The following is a 15,834-nucleotide window of genomic DNA, read 5'->3' as shown; positions in this document are numbered from 1 at the left end:
ATCTTATATACCTATAATGAAAGGGAGCAAATGCTCCCTTTTTGTTTCTTAATCAAATTAAAATAATGGAATTTGAAATCATAAAAAAATATGGATGAACATAAATTCAGTACTGACGATACTTCTTTTGCAATTGATTTGAACGATGCAACTCAGGCAGTTAAAGAAAGCCGTTTTCAGGATGCTTATAATTTATTATCTATAGTACTTAAAGAACATCCCAAAAATATTGATTGCTTGTATCTCGCAAGTGTTTCAGCAAGATATTTAAGAAAATTTGAGGAATCAAAAAAATATATTGAGCAACTGCTAGTTAATGCTCCCGATATGGGCCGCGCTTATCAAGAACTTGCCCATCTTTATAGAGACATGGGCAATGAAGAGAAGGCGGTTAACCACTACAGGCAGGCATGTGAGCTCAATCCTGCACTACTTGCTTCATGGAATTTTCTTTATCAATACTTCCTAAAAAATAATAATCAACCAGCAGCTGATCACGCTTCTAGCCAGATAGAAAAATTAAAATCTTTACCAGGTCCACTCTTATATATAGACCAGATTCTTAATGAAGGAAGATTAGGGTTAGCTGAAACAAAATGCAGAGCTTTCCTTAAACAAAATCCAACTCATACTTATGCAATGTCTTTGCTTGCTGAAATAGCTAATAGACTAGGTTATTTTGATGATGCTGAATTCTTGCTTGAGAAGGCTGTTGAATTTAAACCAGATGATGGCGATTTAAGGCTTAAATATGCTGGCATCCTAAGAAAAAAACAAAAGTTTTCTAAAACCATAGAACAGGTCGATATTTTATGTGATCAATATCCTGATAATTTAAATTATCAAGCACAAAAGGCTAGTGAAATAATGCAAAATGGTGGCCACGAAGAAGCTATTAGCTTGCTAAATGATATATTAGATAAAAACCCTTTTAACTTTAGTGTTTTGACTTCCAGAGGGCATGCTGAAAAAACACTGGGTAGGACTGAGCAAGCAATTAAAAGTTACAAGTCTTCCTATAAAGTTAAACCAGATCATGGTGAAGCATATTTTTCCTTATCGAATCTAAAGACTTATGCATTCACTAAAAAAGAATTAGACGAAATGAGGAGTCAAGTTATGAGAGTAGATTTATCATTGAGAGATAAAGCTTATTTTCATTTCGCTCTAGCTCAAGGATGCGAAGTAAATGGTGAATTTGAGGAAGCCTTTCATCATTTAGTAAGAGGCAATCAAATTAAGAGAGATCAAAGTCAATATTCTATTGAAAGAATGGACAATGAATTAAATGCTCAAATAGATGTATGTGATGATTCCTTTTTCAAAGATTTAGGCGACGGAGGATATCAAACTAAAGATCCGATATTTATACTAGGTTTGCCTAGAGCGGGATCCACCTTGATAGAGCAGATCTTAGCATCACACTCGATGATAGATGGTACATTGGAACTTCCAAATATCCTCTCAATTGCACAAAGTCTAAGAGGTGATGATATTTATGGAAAATTTGGCAATTATCCAAAAAGTATGAAATCCCTTAATCTTAATCAAAGAAAAGAATTAGGTAGAAACTTCATTGAAGATACAAGGATGCACAGAAAAGATGCTCCTTTTTTTACAGATAAAATGCCCAATAATTTCAGGCACATTGGATTAATTCATTTGATCATGCCAAATGCAAAAATTATTGATGCAAGAAGATATCCTCTCGACTGTTGTTTCAGTATGTTTAAACAACTTTTTGCACAGGGACAAGAGTTTACATACGGACTTGAGGAAGCTGGAAGCTACTATAATAGTTATATCAAACTTATGAATCATTGGGATTCTGTTCTTCCGGGCAAGATACTGAGAGTAAATAATGAAGATGTAGTAGAAGATCTTGAGGGACAAGTTTCCAACATCCTTGAATTTCTTGAGTTACCTTTTGAAGAGGAATGTATTTCCTTTTATGAAACTGAGAGATCAGTAAGGACTGCTAGTTCCGAGCAAGTCAGAAAACCTGTAAACAAAGAAGGTATGGGTAGATGGAAGCCTTATGCTAAATATTTAAAGCCACTAGTTAAAACTCTAGATCAAGATCTTCTTAAGTCAGAAGATATTGCACATATCACTCAATAGAGGATTATATGAATCAAAATTTAAATAATGCCTCAACTTCTATAATAGGACCTAAGAAGAAAAAATTTTTAGGTTTAGATGTCAATTTTCCTGTTTTCTTAATCAGCTCTGGGTTGGCAATTCTTTTTTCTTGTTTGGTATTAATTTTCCCAGAAGCTTCAAATACCTTTCTTTCAAATAGCAGACAATTTGTTGTCAGTCAGTTTGATACTTTATTTACAGTTTCAATGTTGTCTTTTACCTTCATAATTTTCTTTTTAATTGTATCCCCTTTCGGAAAGATTAAACTCGGTGGAAAAGATACATCTCCAGAATTTAGTTTTTTATCATGGATTTGCATGTTATTCGCGGCGGGTGTGGGTATAGGAATGACTTTTTATGGAGCTGCTGAACCTCTTTCTTACTACACTGGAGTCTTTGGAACGCCATTAAATATTACTCCAGATACTGAAGAAGCGCGGAGATTAGCTTTTAGCGCAACAATTTTTCACTGGGGAATAAATGGTTGGTCTGTTTATGCAATCATAGGACTGTCACTTGCGTTCTTTTGTTATAACTGGAAATTACCTTTAACTATTCGTTCAATATTTTTCCCCCTTCTTGGTAATAAAATTTGGGGATGGCAAGGAGACTTTATTGACATAATAGCTGTTTTGGCTACTTTATTTGGTTTAGCTACTTCCCTAGGATTGGGTGCACAGCAAGCATCTTCAGGTTTATTTTATTTATTCAATTTACCTAATAATTTAGTCAGTCAATCTTTGGTCATTATTTTTATTTCCTCAGTAGTAATTTTTTCTGTTTATAGAGGCCTTGATAAAGGGGTGCGTATTTTAAGCAATTTAAATATAGCCTTGGCTATACTGTTACTACTTTTTGTAGTTCTTGCAGGACCAACCTATCAAATAATCTCTTCTTACGGAGTAAATTTAATGGCATATTTTCAGGATATAGTATTTCTTAGCAATTGGGATAGACCTGAAGATAGAGATTGGTATCAAGATTGGACAATATTTTATTGGGCATGGTGGATATCTTGGTCTCCTTTTGTAGGAATGTTTATTGCTCGTATTTCTAAAGGAAGAACGATTAGGGAATTTTTAACTGTAGTCATGTTTGTACCTCTAATATTCAATTTAATTTGGTTTTCTTCATTTGGTGGAGCAGCAATTTTTCAATTTGAAGAAGGAATAGGTAGGTTAAGTGAGCCCGTAAGCGATATTTCCCTCGTACTTTTTTACATGTTAGATAATTTATTCTTACCCACGTTCACAAGCTTATTTGCTCTCTTTATGTTGGTTCTCTTTTTTGTGACCTCATCTGATTCAGGCTCTTTGGTCATTGATACGATAACTTCCGGAGGGCAAGATAATAATTCAAGTAAACAAAGAGTAATCTGGGCAATAATTCAGGGCTTAATAGCGATAGTGTTATTGGTTGGAGGAGGTTCTTATGCTTTATCAGCAATTCAGTCGGGTGCAATATCAATGGCATTGCCATTTGTATTTATATTGATAGCTTCAACATTGAGTTTGTTGCGAGGAGTCTATATAGAAGTATACGATTCAAAAAAAATGGAAGATTTGCATGGAAGATAATCATCTAGAAGAAGCGCTAGTCGCAATTAGGCGGGTAATGAGGGCTACTGAAATAAATTCATTGTCTTTAGCAAAAAAATCTCAGCTTACCCCAACGCAACACATTGTTCTGCAGATCATTGCTAGTAAGAAACACACCACACCAAGTAATATTTCATACATAACAACTTTGAGACATACAACCATTGCAACGGTCATCAATAAACTTTTATCCAGAGATCTAATTACAAGAGAGAAGGGTATAAATGATAAAAGGATTCAATATTTGAACATCACAGAAGAAGGACTGGAGATACTTGAATCATCACCAGATGTTTTACAAGATAAATTCAAAGAACAATTTTCCAGCTTAAATGACTGGGAGCAAAGCATGATCGTATCCTGCTTACAAAGGGTAGCAAGATTTATAGATGCAGAAGAAATAGACGCAGCACCGATTTTAGATTACGGCGGCTTAAATGAAGAGCCAGAAGAATATCTGAATGAAGAATAATCTTCTTTTAACCAAAAGAAGTTTCTTAAAATTTTTATCTTTTTTATCTGTAGGATTGATCCTTGATTTAGGCTCCAAAGAAATTAAATTTAAATTGAGTAATATAAAAAAAAATATAGAGGAGGATCTCATAAAGTGGGATTCCATTAAGCTTCATAGAACAGGCACTAAAGGTGATAATGAAACTGCTTATTGGTTAGCGGATGAGATAAATAAATGTGGCCTTACTGCAGAAGTAGATACCTTTAATTTTATTAAGCGAACTCCTGGTAAATGCGAGGTTACAAATGGCACTCATACTGCAATTGGATTGCCCATGTTTGACGGTGGAAGCACTTCCTCGAATGGAATTAAAGGCCCGCATGGATCTTTAAATACGGATGATGTAATTGCAATAACTAAATATGGCTCTTCAACTAACGACGAGTCGTCTATAAAACTAAATGAAGCGAGAGAGAAAAATAAACATCCTGCAATTGTGGCTATTGCAGATGTTTTTCCTAACATTCCAGGACTTGCTGTCCTAAATGCTGAATCTTATAGAAAACCATATGGACCACCTATCCTACAGGTAGCGACGCAAGAGGGAGAGTGGCTCATGGGATTAAAAGCAGATGAACAGATAAGCGTATCTGTTGAATTAATTGATGAAAATTCTGATGCCATAAATGTTCAAACTAAGATAGAAGGAAAAGATCAATTGCTTAGCCCCTTAGTTGTCATGACACCGAAGAGTGGCTGGTGGACTTGTACTTCAGAAAGAGGAGGTGGAATAACTATTTGGTTAAATGCAATGAGATATCTATCCAAAAATCAGCCCAACCGCAATGTAATATTTACTGCAAATACTGGGCATGAATTAAGTCATCTGGGATTGGATCATTTTTTAGAAAAAAATTCGTCATTAGTTAAAGATGCTTTTTCATGGGTTCATCTGGGAGCTAATTTTGCTGCCAAAGAAGGTCAGGTATTATGGCAAGCCTCTACAAAAGAATATATGGAAAAAGGCTTGGAGCAACTTAAGGCTTTAGACTTAGATGAAATTATATCTTGGCCTGTATCATCTAGGCCACTCGGAGAAGCAAGAAATATTTATGATGGAGGTGGCCAATTTATTTCATTACTCGGAAGCAATCCTCTTTTTCATCATCCAGATGATACATGGCCAGACTCTATAGATATGGAAAAGTTGATCAAACTTAATTCCTTTATGACGAATATGATTATAAATATGGCTAATGCTACTGATTAAGAAACCTTTATTATTCATTCGCTTTTTTGAGCTTTTCGCTTATTGAAAGCGAGATTTATGGTATTAGATTTGAGATAGATTTCATGAATAATGTGTACAAAATATTAAGAGAATATGAATGGGAAGAGGCTAAGGAATCCGGTCAAATTACTACGGCTTTAGATAAGCAAGATGGATTCATCCATTTATCAACTGCTGCTCAATTAGCTGTCACATTGGCTTTTTTCTTCAAGGAATCAGACTCTCTTCAACTCTTACAATTAAATTTAGATAAGATAGATGAAACTCAATTAATCTATGAATCTCCTCTTCCTAATGAAGGAAAAAGAAAGAGTCCTTTTCCCCATCTTTACTCTCAATTAATGACTAACCAAATATTTGAAAGTTGGAATATAAAAAGAGAAAGTTTCAGTCTTCCCGAAGAAGTTCTGCTTCAAGCAGAAAACCTAATTGAAGAATAAAATAACTTTTATCCATCACATATGGAGCTGGCGATAGGATTTGAACCTACGACCTGCTGATTACAAATCAGCTGCTCTACCAACTGAGCTACGCCAGCGCGGTGAGCATTATAGTTCTCTTATTGAAACTTCGCCATAACGAAGAGTAAGATATTGTGAACCTTCTTTAACTAGCATTTCTCCTTTGTTGTTTACACCTAGGACATCTACAGTTTTATCAATACCTTCAATGTTTACGCTACATTTTTTCCCTATAAGCATATCGAATGATTCATAGTCTGATTTATAGGGCATAAAACCTTCCCTGGTATATACAGAAGTGAGTTGAAATATCTTATTAACAATATCCCCTATAATCTCATTTCTATTATTTCTCGAGTTAGTCACTTCATCTAAAGAAATCCACGACTGATCAATCTCTTTACCTTCTTCCTCAGACATATGTACATTTATGCCTATACCTATTATGACTCCTACTTGATTATTCAAATCAATAGTTTCGATCAAGATTCCTGAGATCTTCTTTTTTTCAATCAACAAGTCATTTGGCCACTTAATTCCAATATGGTTTTGAGTAAATTTATTTAGGCTAGATGCAAGAATAGTTCCAATAGCTAGACTTAGTCCATCAAGCTGCGAATACTTTAGGCCAGATAGCCATCCGATAGAAAGGTATATGTTTTTTCCTTTTGGGCTAATCCATTTCTTACCATTTCTGCCTTTTCCAGCAACTTGTTGCTCGGACGTATGGACTGATAAAAGAGATGATTGCTCTGACAAGAAATTCTTTGCATCTTCATTAGTGGACCCTGTAGATTGAGATATAAATATTTCTATATTTGAATCTAATAGATCTTTATCTAGGAAACCTTTTAACGAATCTATATTTAGAGGAATGTAATTGTTGTTCATAACCTAAAAATTTTGGAAATTTAAGTAATTTAAGTTGACATAGTAAGCTTGCAGTTACAGAATTGCGCGCTGTTTTTTGACCTAATTTATAGGAGGGGTTGGGGAGCGGTCAAACCCAGCAGACTGTAAATCTGCCGCCTCGTGCTTCGAAGGTTCGAATCCTTCCCCCTCCACCACTAAAAAATCTCTCCAAAAGATGCGAAAATACTTGCATTAGAGGCCTAAAAATACTATAAAAGCGCTCCGAGCTTTGGGTTGTAGTTTTTATTTCGTTAAATTTTATAGACTTTTCTGTTCTCTGTTTATCAGAAAAAATACTCTACACTCCAAAAAAGCAGCAAAAATATAGTTTTTGCTCATATAGCTCAGGAGGTAGAGCACTTCCTTGGTAAGGAAGAGGTCACCGGTTCAACTCCGGTTATGAGCTCCAGGTAATAGTAATTTAATTTTAGGGAAAAAAAATGGCTAAAGAAAAATTTGAAAGAACCAAACCCCATGTCAATGTGGGTACAATTGGACACGTTGATCATGGTAAAACAACTTTAACTGCTGCAATAACGAAAGTTCAAGCTGAAGCTCTAGGTGGAGAAGCAATTGCCTTTGATGGTATTGATAATGCACCAGAAGAAAAAGAACGTGGTATTACTATATCTACCTCTCATGTTGAATATGATTCTGAATCAAGACATTATGCTCACGTAGACTGCCCTGGTCACGCCGACTATATCAAAAACATGATCACAGGTGCCGCTCAAATGGATGGTGCAATACTAGTAGTGAATGCTGCAGACGGTCCCATGCCTCAAACTAGGGAGCACATACTTTTAGCTAGACAGGTCGGAGTGCCTCATATAGTAGTATTTTTAAACAAAGCTGATATGGTCGATGATGCTGAATTAATCGAATTAGTTGAAATGGAAGTAAGAGAACTATTAACAGAGTATGACTTCCCCGGCGATGATACTCCTGTAATTGTAGGATCTGCATTGAAAGCCCTTGAAGGAGATGCAGAATATGCTGCAAAAATACAAGAGCTAGTTCAAGCATTGGATGATTTTGTCCCTGAGCCTGTTAGAGACACTGATAAACCTTTTTTAATGCCTATTGAAGATATATTCACAATACAAGGTCGTGGAACAGTTGTAACAGGCAGAATAGAAAGAGGTGAAATTAAAGTAAACGAAGAGATAGAAATCGTTGGTATACGTGATACTCAAAAGACTGTTTGTACAGGCGTTGAAATGTTCAGAAAGCTCTTAGACGAAGGTAAGGCAGGAGAAAATGTCGGTATCCTTTTAAGAGGAACTGAGAGAGATGCTGTTGAAAGAGGACAGGTTCTCACTAAGCCGGGAGCTATTAATCCTCACACTAAGTTTGAAGCTACTGTTTATGTTTTATCTAAAGAAGAAGGAGGACGACACACACCTTTCTTCAAAGGATATAGACCACAATTCTATGTAAGAACTACTGACGTAACAGGAGCTGTAGAGCTCCCAGAAGGTGTCGAGATGGTCATGCCTGGTGACAATATAGATATGACTGTAGAACTAATTTCTCCAATTGCAATGGAAGATGGAATGAACTTCGCAATAAGAGAAGGTGGAAGAACAGTTGGTTCTGGAGTAGTTACTAAAATAATTGATTAGTAGGCCAGTAGCTCAATTGGCAGAGCGACGGTCTCCAAAACCGTAGGTTGGGGGTTCGATTCCCTCCTGGCCTGCCACTCAGCCAAAGAGCTTAGCCTTATAAAATGGGAAATAGTATTAGAATGCAAAATTATATCCGTTGGATTGTTGGCCTCGCTGTTGTGGGTCTAGCCATATACGGTAATTCTTATTATTTTCAAGAACCACTTCTTTACAGGGTAATAGGAGTGATAGTTATATCTAGTTTAGGTCTCTTTATTTTAACTACAACTCAAGAAGGTAAAGAGGCCCTTAAAACAGTAATAGATTCAAGAACTGAGATTCGAAGAGTAGTTTGGCCCACCAGGACTGAAACAACTCAAACTACTCTCATTGTCTTGGTGGCAATAACAATAGCAGCTCTTATCCTCTGGGGACTTGATTCCTTGTTTGGTTGGGCAACAGCAGCTTTATTAGGATAAACATGGAAAAACAGTGGTACGTAATACATGCTTATTCTGGATATGAGACTAAAGTGAGAGAAGCTTTAATTGAGAGAATTGAAAGACTGGGAATGGATGATTTATTTGGAGAGATAATGGTCCCATCTGAAGAAGTCGTTGAAATGAAAGGTGGTCAAGAGAGGAAAACTCAAAGGAAATTTTTCCCTGGTTACGTTTTGGTAAATATGGAACTAAACGATGATAGCTGGCACCTCGTCAAAGATACTCCACGTGTCATGGGATTCATAGGAGGTACGAAAGATAAACCATCTCCACTTTCAAATGTCGAAGCGCAAGGAATTATTCAACAACTTGAACAGGGATCAGACATCACCAAACCGAAAGTTTCTTTCGAACCGGGTGAAATGGTAAGAGTAGTCGATGGACCTTTTAATGACTTCAGTGGAGTTGTTGAAGAAGTTAATTACGAAAAAAGTAAGGTTAGAGTCGCTGTATTGATTTTTGGTCGATCAACACCTGTTGAATTGCAATTCAATCAAATTGAGAAAGGATAATGGCAAAAGAAATAGAAACGTATGTAAAACTCCAAGTCCCCGCTGGTCAAGCTTCACCAAGTCCACCTGTCGGTCCTGCATTAGGCCAACATGGTCTACCTCTTATGGATTTCTGCAATGCATTTAATGCAAGAACTAAAGATTTAGAACAAGGATTACCTTGCCCTGTAGTTATAACAGTTTATGAAGATAAGAGTTTCGACTTTATTATCAAGACTACACCAGCATCAGTACTTATCAAAAAAGCTGCAGGTATTAAATCAGGAAGCGGAACTCCAAATAGTGTAAAAGTTGGAAAGGTAACAAGAGCGCAATTAGAAGAAATTGCAAAAATAAAAGATCCAGATCTTACTGCTGCTGATATGGATGCCGCTGTAAGAACATTATCTGGGAGCGCCAGAAGCGCTGGCATAGAAGTAGAAGGTTAAAATGACTCAGAGTAAAAGAAAACAATACATCAACTCTTTAGAAGAAAAAAAATATAATGTCTCAGAGGCAATGGAATTCATTCAAGCCTCTCCAAAAGTTAATTTCAACGAATCAATTGATGTAGCCATTAATTTGGGTGTCGATCCTACTAAGTCAGATCAAAATGTTAGAGGCGCTACAACTTTGCCAGCAGGTTCAGGAAAGCCTTGTAGAGTAGCTGTTTTTGTAGAAGGCGATCAAGCTTCTGCCGCAAAAGAAGCCGGTGCTGATACCGTCGGTATGGAAGACCTCGCAGAAGAAATTAAAAAAGGTGAAGTTGAATATGATGTCATCATAGCTACACCAGATACTATGAAAATTGTTAGTCCTCTAGGAAAGGTTTTGGGCCCAAAAGGAACTATGCCCAATCCTAAAACAGGCACAGTCACAAAAGATGTAGCCTCTGCAGTGAAAAATGCGAAAGCAGGACAAATTAGATATAGAACTGATAAAGGTGCAATTATTCATGGAAGAATCGGGGATATTAGCTACACACCTGAACAGATTAAACAGAACTTAGAAACGCTTTTAGATGATTTGAAGAGGAATAAGCCCCCTTCAGCTAAAGGTGTTTTTATTAAAAAAGCAACTCTCTCTTCCACTATGGGAGCTGGAGTTGAAATTGATTTATCTTCTTTAGTCTTTTAAAGATTATAAAAGATAAAAGGTTTCTTCAGTATGGTGCGATTATTCGCCCATCGAAGACCGTAGGTGCGAGGAAAGGTTCCTTGCTTAATTATTTTGACCTACGCAGATGGTAATTGACTGCTTGCAGTCATAGCCAAAAAGATAATACCAGTTATTGGTATTTGGAGGATAGGAAGATGCCAATGCGCATTGATGACAAGAAAGTTGCTGTCGACGAGCTGAAAGATATAGCTAATACGGCAACTTCAGCTGTAGCTGCAGATTATCATGGTGCATCCGTTACTGAGTTAACTAAACTTAGAAAAGATGCTCGAGAGAACTCAGTTCATCTGAAGATTATTCGAAATACTCTTGCAAAAAGAGCTTTAATTGATACAAAATATTCTTGTTTTGAAGACTTGTTAGTAGGCCCAACTATGTTGGCTTTCTCACTAGAGGATCCAACAAGTGCAGCTAAACTAGTTAATGACTTCACAAAGATCAATAGTAAATTTGCAGTAAAAGGAATTTCCCTAGGGGATTCTTTATTAGAGCTTTCAAAGCTCTCTGCATTAGCGAATATGCCTTCTAGAGAACAGGCTCTAAGCCAATTAGCAGGTCTATTAAATGCACCTATTAATCAATTCGTAAATATTCTTAATCAAGTACCTTCTAAACTTGTCAGAACCTTACAAGCAGTGAAAGAACAAAAAGAATCGGCATAACCTTAATTAACTAACATTTGGAGAATAAAAATGGCACTAAGTAAAGAAGAGATATTAGACGCTATAGCCGAAATGAGCGTCATAGACATTGTTGATCTTATAGAAGCAATGGAAGAGAAATTTGGGGTATCTGCAGCAGCTCCTGTAGCAGCGGCAGCTCCAGCAGCGGCAGCTGGAGGTGATGCAGGTGGAGAAGCGGAAGCAGATGATGCTCCAGTTGATATTCACCTATCCGAAGTTGGCGATAAGAAAGTAGATGTAATAAAAGCAGTTAGAGCTATTACTGGTTTAGGTCTTAAAGATGCAAAAGCTATGGTCGATGAAGCTCCTTCAGTTATAAAAGAAGGTGTAAATAAAGCTGAAGCTGACGAGCATGCAAAAGCATTACAAGATGCTGGTGCAACTGTTGAATTAAAATAACAAACTTTCTAAAAATTAAAACAAATTAAAAAAGAGGTCTTTATGAGTTTTTCATATACTGAGAAAAAAAGAGTTAGAAGGAGTTTTGAAAAAATCTCTAGTGTTATGGAGCTTCCAAATCTACTTGCAACTCAAATCCAGTCTTATGACGCTTTTTTACAAAGATACGTAGACAATGAAAAAAGATTGAATGCTGGTCTGGAACAAGTCCTTAATTCAATCTTTCCTATCGAGAGCCATAATGGCTTCGCAAGGATGGAGTACTCTGGTTACACTTTAGGTGAACCTATTTTTAATGAAAGAGAATGCAAGCTTAAAGGAATAACTTATGAAATTTCTTTGCATATTAACTGTGATCTCTTTTTTATAGATAAAGACTCAGGAAAGCTTAAGGAAGGAAAGTCCCAAAGTGTTTATATGGGAACTGTTCCTCTTATGACCGATCATGGAACTTTCATAATTAACGGAACAGAAAGAGTTGTTGTTTCTCAGCTTCATAGATCTCCCGGTTTATTTTTTGATCATGATAAAGGAAAAGGTCACTCATCTGGAAAAGTTTTGTATGGTGCTAGAGTCATTCCTTACAGGGGCTCATGGTTAGATTTTGAGTTTGATGCCAAAGATTTAGTATACGTTCGAATAGATAGGCGAAGAAAGTTATTAGCTACGATTCTTTTAAAGGCCCTAAAACTTACTAATCAAGAGATTCTTGAAAGGTTTTATGAGACGGAAATTTATAAAAATAAAAAGAATGATATTTTCCAATTACAGGTCATACCTAGAAGACTTATGGGAAGAGTTTCTCCTGTAGAAATCGAGTCAAAAGGTGAACTAATCGTCAAAAAGGGAGATAGGATTAGCGCAAGGCACATAAGAAAAATTGAGAGTGCAAAAATAAAACACCTTGATATGCCTAAAGAGGCACTATTTGGGCAAGTTATTGCTAAAGATATCTTGGATAAGTCCACAGGTGAAATCATTATTGAAGCTAATACGGTTATTGATGAAGACACCATGCCTGTTCTTGATGAATTAAATCTGCCTGAACTCGAGACTTTATATATCAATGATATTGAATCAGGACCCTATATTGCTGACACCCTAAGAGCTGATTCAACAACTAATGAAATTGAAGCTTTGGTGGAAATTTATAGGATGATGAGACCAGGGGAGCCTCCAACTAAGGAAGCTGCAACTACCTTATTCAATAACCTATTTTTTAATGCTGAAAGATATGATCTATCTGCCGTTGGAAGAATGAAATTCAATAAAAGGTTAGGAATTGAGGATCTAGAAGGTAGTAGTATTTTAAGTGATGAAGATATTTTAAATACTTTAAAGACCTTGGTATCGATCAGAAATGGACAAGGAAATGTTGATGATATCGATCATCTGGGAAATAGAAGAATTAGATCCGTAGGTGAAATGGTTTCAAATCAATACAGAATAGGACTTGTGAGAGTAGAAAGAGCTGTAAGAGAGAGGTTGGCAACTGCTGAAGCTGATGATTTAGGACCACAAGATTTAATAAATGCTAAGCCTGTATCTGCAGCTGTCAAAGAGTTTTTTGGGTCAAGTCAATTATCTCAATTTATGGATCAAAATAATCCTTTGTCTGAAGTAACACACAAAAGAAGAGTTTCCGCATTAGGTCCAGGTGGCCTTACACGAGAAAGAGCAGGATTTGAAGTTAGAGATGTTCATCCAACTCACTACGGCAGGGTTTGTCCTATAGAGACACCTGAAGGCCCTAATATAGGCTTGATAAATTCTTTAGCTGCGTATGCAAGAACCAACGAGTATGGGTTCTTAGAAAGTCCTTTCAGAAAGGCTGAGAATGGAAAAGTCCTTGATAGTTTCCATTATCTTTCAGCAATAGAGGAAGGAGATTACGTAATAGCACAAGCAAGCGCTTTATTGGATTCTTCCAATAAATTTACAGAAGAACTGGTTCCTGTTAGATATAAAAATGAATTCTCTTTCATGCCTCCTGAACGAGTGGATTATATGGATGTGTCCCCTCAACAAGCTTTCTCAGTTGCTGCTTCCCTAATTCCCTTCTTAGAGCATGACGACGCTAATAGGGCATTAATGGGTTCTAATATGATGAGACAGGCAGTACCTACTTTACAAGCAGAGAAGCCTCTAGTTGGTACAGGTGTTGAAAGATTAGTTGCTAGAGACTCTGGTTCATGTGTTACGGCAGCAAGAGGAGGAACAATAGAAAGTATAGACGCAAGTAGAATTGTGGTAAGAGTTAATGAAAAAGAAATCCAAGCTGGTGATTCTGGAGTTGATATATATAACTTAATCAAATACACACGTTCTAACCAAAATACTTGTATAAATCAGAGACCGATTGTTTCATTGGGAGATAAAATTAATAAGAATGATATCTTGGCTGATGGCCCTTCGATTGATCTAGGAGAATTATCATTAGGTCAGAATGTAAGGATTGCTTTTATGCCTTGGCATGGTTACAACTTTGAAGACTCAATTCTTATTTCAGATAAGCTTGTCAGAGACGATAAATTTACCAGCATTCACATACAAGAATTAACTTGTGTGGCTAGAGATACCAAATTAGGACCTGAAGAAATTTCAGCTGATATACCTAATGTTGGAGATAGCGCCCTTTCAAAGTTAGATGAATTTGGAATTGTACATATTGGAGCCGAGGTTAAGTCAGGTGATATTTTAGTCGGTAAAGTAACTCCAAAAGGTGAAACACAATTAAGCCCAGAAGAAAAACTGCTTAGAGCAATTTTTGGTGAGAAAGCTTCTGATGTAAAGGATAGTTCCTTGAGAGTTTCCTCAGGCGCAGATGGTACTGTTATAGATGTACATGTATTTACGAGGGATGGAATAGAAAAAGACGGCCGAGCAGAATCTATCGAAGAATCACAATTAGCTGAAATTCAAAAAGATATAGATGATGAATTAAAAATTCTTGAACAAGCAGCATTCTCTCGCCTAGAGTCTATTTTAGTTGGAAAAAAAGTAGCATCAGGCAAAGGATTAAAAAAAGGCTCAACAATTAAAATTTCTGATCTAGAAGAAATATCTCAAGATGATTGGTTCAAGGTTAGACTTGAAAATGAAAATGCAAATAAACAAATTGAAAATATTGCTAAGAGCCTAAAAGAGTATAAAGAAGATTTGGACATAGCATTTGGAAAAAGAAAATCCAAAGTCACAGATGGCGATGATTTAGCACCTGGTGTTCTAAAAATAGTTAAAGTTTATTTGGCTATCAAGAGAAGAATTCAGCCAGGAGATAAGCTCGCTGGAAGACACGGAAATAAAGGTGTTATTTCTGTAATTATGCCTGAGGAAGATATGCCTTTTGATGAAAATGGACAGCCAGTAGATATTGTTCTCAATCCACTAGGAGTCCCATCTAGAATGAATGTAGGTCAAGTTTTAGAAACTCACTTGGGATGGGCCGCAAAAGAATTAGGAACCAAGATTGGAGAGATGATCGACTCTGAAGTGAAAGCTAATGAGATTAGAGGACTTCTTTCAGAGATTTATGAAAAAGATGGGTCTCAAGATCTTAGCTCATTAAAAGATAAGGAAATATTAGATTTAGCAGAAAATCTCAGAGAGGGCGTGCCAATGGCCACTCCAGTATTTGATGGGGCTAAAGAATCAGAAGTAAAATCTATGCTTGAGCTCGCCGGCTTACCTTCTAGCGGACAAACACAACTTTATGACGGAAGAACTGGTGAGAAGTTTGATAGAAAAACTACTGTAGGTTACATGTATATCCTTAAATTAAATCATTTAATTGAAGACAAAATGCACGCACGATCTACAGGTAGTTACAGTCTTGTTACTCAGCAACCTCTTGGAGGAAAGGCTCAGTTTGGTGGGCAGAGGTTCGGTGAAATGGAAGTTTGGGCTCTCGAGGCTTACGGAGCTGCTCACACGCTACAAGAAATGCTAACTGTTAAATCAGACGATGTTGCGGGTAGAACTAAAGTCTACAAGAATTTAGTTGACGGAAATTTTGAAATGGAAACAGGTGTTCCTGAATCATTTAATGTTCTTACTAAAGAGATTAGATCTTTAGGAATTGATATTGATTTAGAACAGATTGACTAGGAGAATA

The 15,834-nt window shown here is 36.5% G+C and carries 14 protein-coding genes and 4 tRNA genes; 16 read left to right on the top strand and 2 right to left on the bottom strand.

The window, feature by feature from the left end; genetic code table 11:
* The first annotated feature begins 90 nt into the window (after positions 1-90).
* The 5 genes from M9C83_06430 (at position 91) to M9C83_06410 (ending at position 5,925) form a co-directional block, all read left to right on the top strand.
* A complete protein-coding gene (locus tag M9C83_06430; GenBank protein ID URQ66279.1) occupies positions 91-2,121 on the top strand; it encodes a sulfotransferase in 2,031 nt (676 codons plus the stop codon).
* A gap of 8 nt (positions 2,122-2,129) precedes the next feature.
* Positions 2,130-3,719 carry a BCCT family transporter gene (locus M9C83_06425; GenBank protein ID URQ66278.1) on the top strand — a complete coding sequence of 530 codons (1,590 nt, stop codon included), beginning with the start codon at positions 2,130-2,132 and terminating at the stop codon, positions 3,717-3,719.
* The gene (locus M9C83_06420) at positions 3,709-4,212 is read left to right on the top strand and encodes a MarR family transcriptional regulator (protein URQ66277.1); all 504 of its coding nucleotides are present in this window, start codon (positions 3,709-3,711) and stop codon (positions 4,210-4,212) included. Before M9C83_06425 ends, M9C83_06420 begins: the two co-directional genes overlap by 11 nt.
* A complete protein-coding gene (locus tag M9C83_06415) occupies positions 4,202-5,464 on the top strand; it encodes a hypothetical protein (GenBank protein ID URQ66276.1) in 1,263 nt (420 codons plus the stop codon). Before M9C83_06420 ends, M9C83_06415 begins: the two co-directional genes overlap by 11 nt.
* Before the next feature lie 83 nt (positions 5,465-5,547).
* Entirely contained in the window at positions 5,548-5,925 is a 378-nt protein-coding gene (locus M9C83_06410; GenBank protein URQ66275.1) for a DUF952 domain-containing protein, read from the top strand.
* Positions 5,926-5,947: 22 nt separating this feature from the next.
* Here M9C83_06410 and M9C83_06405 read toward each other — a convergent pair.
* Both M9C83_06405 and M9C83_06400 read right to left on the bottom strand, forming a co-directional pair.
* A tRNA-Thr gene (locus M9C83_06405) sits at positions 5,948-6,023 on the bottom strand.
* A gap of 10 nt (positions 6,024-6,033) precedes the next feature.
* Positions 6,034-6,837, bottom strand: coding sequence for a biotin--[acetyl-CoA-carboxylase] ligase (locus tag M9C83_06400; protein URQ66274.1), 804 nt, complete (start codon positions 6,835-6,837; stop codon positions 6,034-6,036).
* Positions 6,838-6,928: 91 nt separating this feature from the next.
* Between M9C83_06400 and M9C83_06395 the strand changes: the two genes are divergently transcribed.
* The 11 genes from M9C83_06395 (at position 6,929) to rpoB (ending at position 15,827) form a co-directional block, all read left to right on the top strand.
* Positions 6,929-7,013, top strand: a tRNA-Tyr gene (locus M9C83_06395).
* A gap of 178 nt (positions 7,014-7,191) precedes the next feature.
* Positions 7,192-7,267: transfer RNA gene (locus tag M9C83_06390), tRNA-Thr, on the top strand.
* 31 nt (positions 7,268-7,298) lie between these two features.
* Complete coding sequence (gene tuf / locus M9C83_06385) at positions 7,299-8,483, top strand: elongation factor Tu (GenBank protein ID URQ66273.1); 1,185 nt, start codon at positions 7,299-7,301, stop codon at positions 8,481-8,483.
* 1 nt (position 8,484) lies between these two features.
* Positions 8,485-8,560: transfer RNA gene (locus tag M9C83_06380), tRNA-Trp, on the top strand.
* Between the two features lie 27 nt (positions 8,561-8,587).
* Positions 8,588-8,944 carry a preprotein translocase subunit SecE gene (secE, locus tag M9C83_06375; protein URQ66272.1) on the top strand — a complete coding sequence of 119 codons (357 nt, stop codon included), beginning with the start codon at positions 8,588-8,590 and terminating at the stop codon, positions 8,942-8,944.
* A gap of 2 nt (positions 8,945-8,946) precedes the next feature.
* The gene (gene nusG / locus M9C83_06370) at positions 8,947-9,480 is read left to right on the top strand and encodes a transcription termination/antitermination protein NusG (protein URQ66271.1); all 534 of its coding nucleotides are present in this window, start codon (positions 8,947-8,949) and stop codon (positions 9,478-9,480) included.
* Positions 9,480-9,908, top strand: a complete 429-nt coding sequence (rplK, locus tag M9C83_06365) for a 50S ribosomal protein L11 (protein ID URQ66270.1) — start codon at positions 9,480-9,482, stop codon at positions 9,906-9,908. The genes nusG and rplK overlap by 1 nt, the downstream gene beginning before the upstream one ends.
* A gap of 1 nt (position 9,909) precedes the next feature.
* Positions 9,910-10,596, top strand: coding sequence for a 50S ribosomal protein L1 (gene rplA, locus M9C83_06360; GenBank protein URQ66269.1), 687 nt, complete (start codon positions 9,910-9,912; stop codon positions 10,594-10,596).
* Between the two features lie 176 nt (positions 10,597-10,772).
* Positions 10,773-11,300: a 50S ribosomal protein L10 gene (gene rplJ, locus M9C83_06355; protein ID URQ66268.1), complete on the top strand. Its 528-nt coding sequence runs from the start codon at positions 10,773-10,775 to the stop codon at positions 11,298-11,300.
* Positions 11,301-11,330: 30 nt separating this feature from the next.
* Positions 11,331-11,720, top strand: a complete 390-nt coding sequence (gene rplL / locus M9C83_06350; GenBank protein ID URQ66267.1) for a 50S ribosomal protein L7/L12 — start codon at positions 11,331-11,333, stop codon at positions 11,718-11,720.
* 42 nt (positions 11,721-11,762) lie between these two features.
* A complete protein-coding gene (gene rpoB, locus M9C83_06345; GenBank protein URQ66266.1) occupies positions 11,763-15,827 on the top strand; it encodes a DNA-directed RNA polymerase subunit beta in 4,065 nt (1,354 codons plus the stop codon).
* Positions 15,828-15,834: the final 7 nt, after the last annotated feature.

The organism is SAR86 cluster bacterium (genome assembly GCA_023703575.1).
Lineage (GTDB): Bacteria > Pseudomonadota > Gammaproteobacteria > Magnimaribacterales > Magnimaribacteraceae > Magnimaribacter.
Note: the sequence above shows the minus strand (reverse complement) of the source record. Positions and strands in the feature narration are given on the sequence as shown.

Excerpts from the sequence above, each read along its gene's own strand:
- rplL (URQ66267.1), top strand. The coding sequence starts at position 11,331 with ATGGCACTAAGTAAAGAAGAGATATTAGACGCTATAGCCGAAATGAGC.
- secE (URQ66272.1), top strand. The coding sequence starts at position 8,588 with ATGGGAAATAGTATTAGAATGCAAAATTATATCCGTTGGATTGTTGGC.
- M9C83_06420 (URQ66277.1), top strand. The coding sequence starts at position 3,709 with ATGGAAGATAATCATCTAGAAGAAGCGCTAGTCGCAATTAGGCGGGTA.
- M9C83_06415 (URQ66276.1), top strand. The coding sequence starts at position 4,202 with ATGAAGAATAATCTTCTTTTAACCAAAAGAAGTTTCTTAAAATTTTTA.
- rplK (URQ66270.1), top strand. The coding sequence starts at position 9,480 with ATGGCAAAAGAAATAGAAACGTATGTAAAACTCCAAGTCCCCGCTGGT.
- M9C83_06410 (URQ66275.1), top strand. The coding sequence starts at position 5,548 with ATGAATAATGTGTACAAAATATTAAGAGAATATGAATGGGAAGAGGCT.
- M9C83_06400 (URQ66274.1), bottom strand. The coding sequence starts at position 6,837 with ATGAACAACAATTACATTCCTCTAAATATAGATTCGTTAAAAGGTTTC.
- M9C83_06425 (URQ66278.1), top strand. The coding sequence starts at position 2,130 with ATGAATCAAAATTTAAATAATGCCTCAACTTCTATAATAGGACCTAAG.
- rpoB (URQ66266.1), top strand. The coding sequence starts at position 11,763 with ATGAGTTTTTCATATACTGAGAAAAAAAGAGTTAGAAGGAGTTTTGAA.
- rplA (URQ66269.1), top strand. The coding sequence starts at position 9,910 with ATGACTCAGAGTAAAAGAAAACAATACATCAACTCTTTAGAAGAAAAA.
- tuf (URQ66273.1), top strand. The coding sequence starts at position 7,299 with ATGGCTAAAGAAAAATTTGAAAGAACCAAACCCCATGTCAATGTGGGT.
- rplJ (URQ66268.1), top strand. The coding sequence starts at position 10,773 with ATGCCAATGCGCATTGATGACAAGAAAGTTGCTGTCGACGAGCTGAAA.
- M9C83_06430 (URQ66279.1), top strand. The coding sequence starts at position 91 with ATGGATGAACATAAATTCAGTACTGACGATACTTCTTTTGCAATTGAT.
- nusG (URQ66271.1), top strand. The coding sequence starts at position 8,947 with ATGGAAAAACAGTGGTACGTAATACATGCTTATTCTGGATATGAGACT.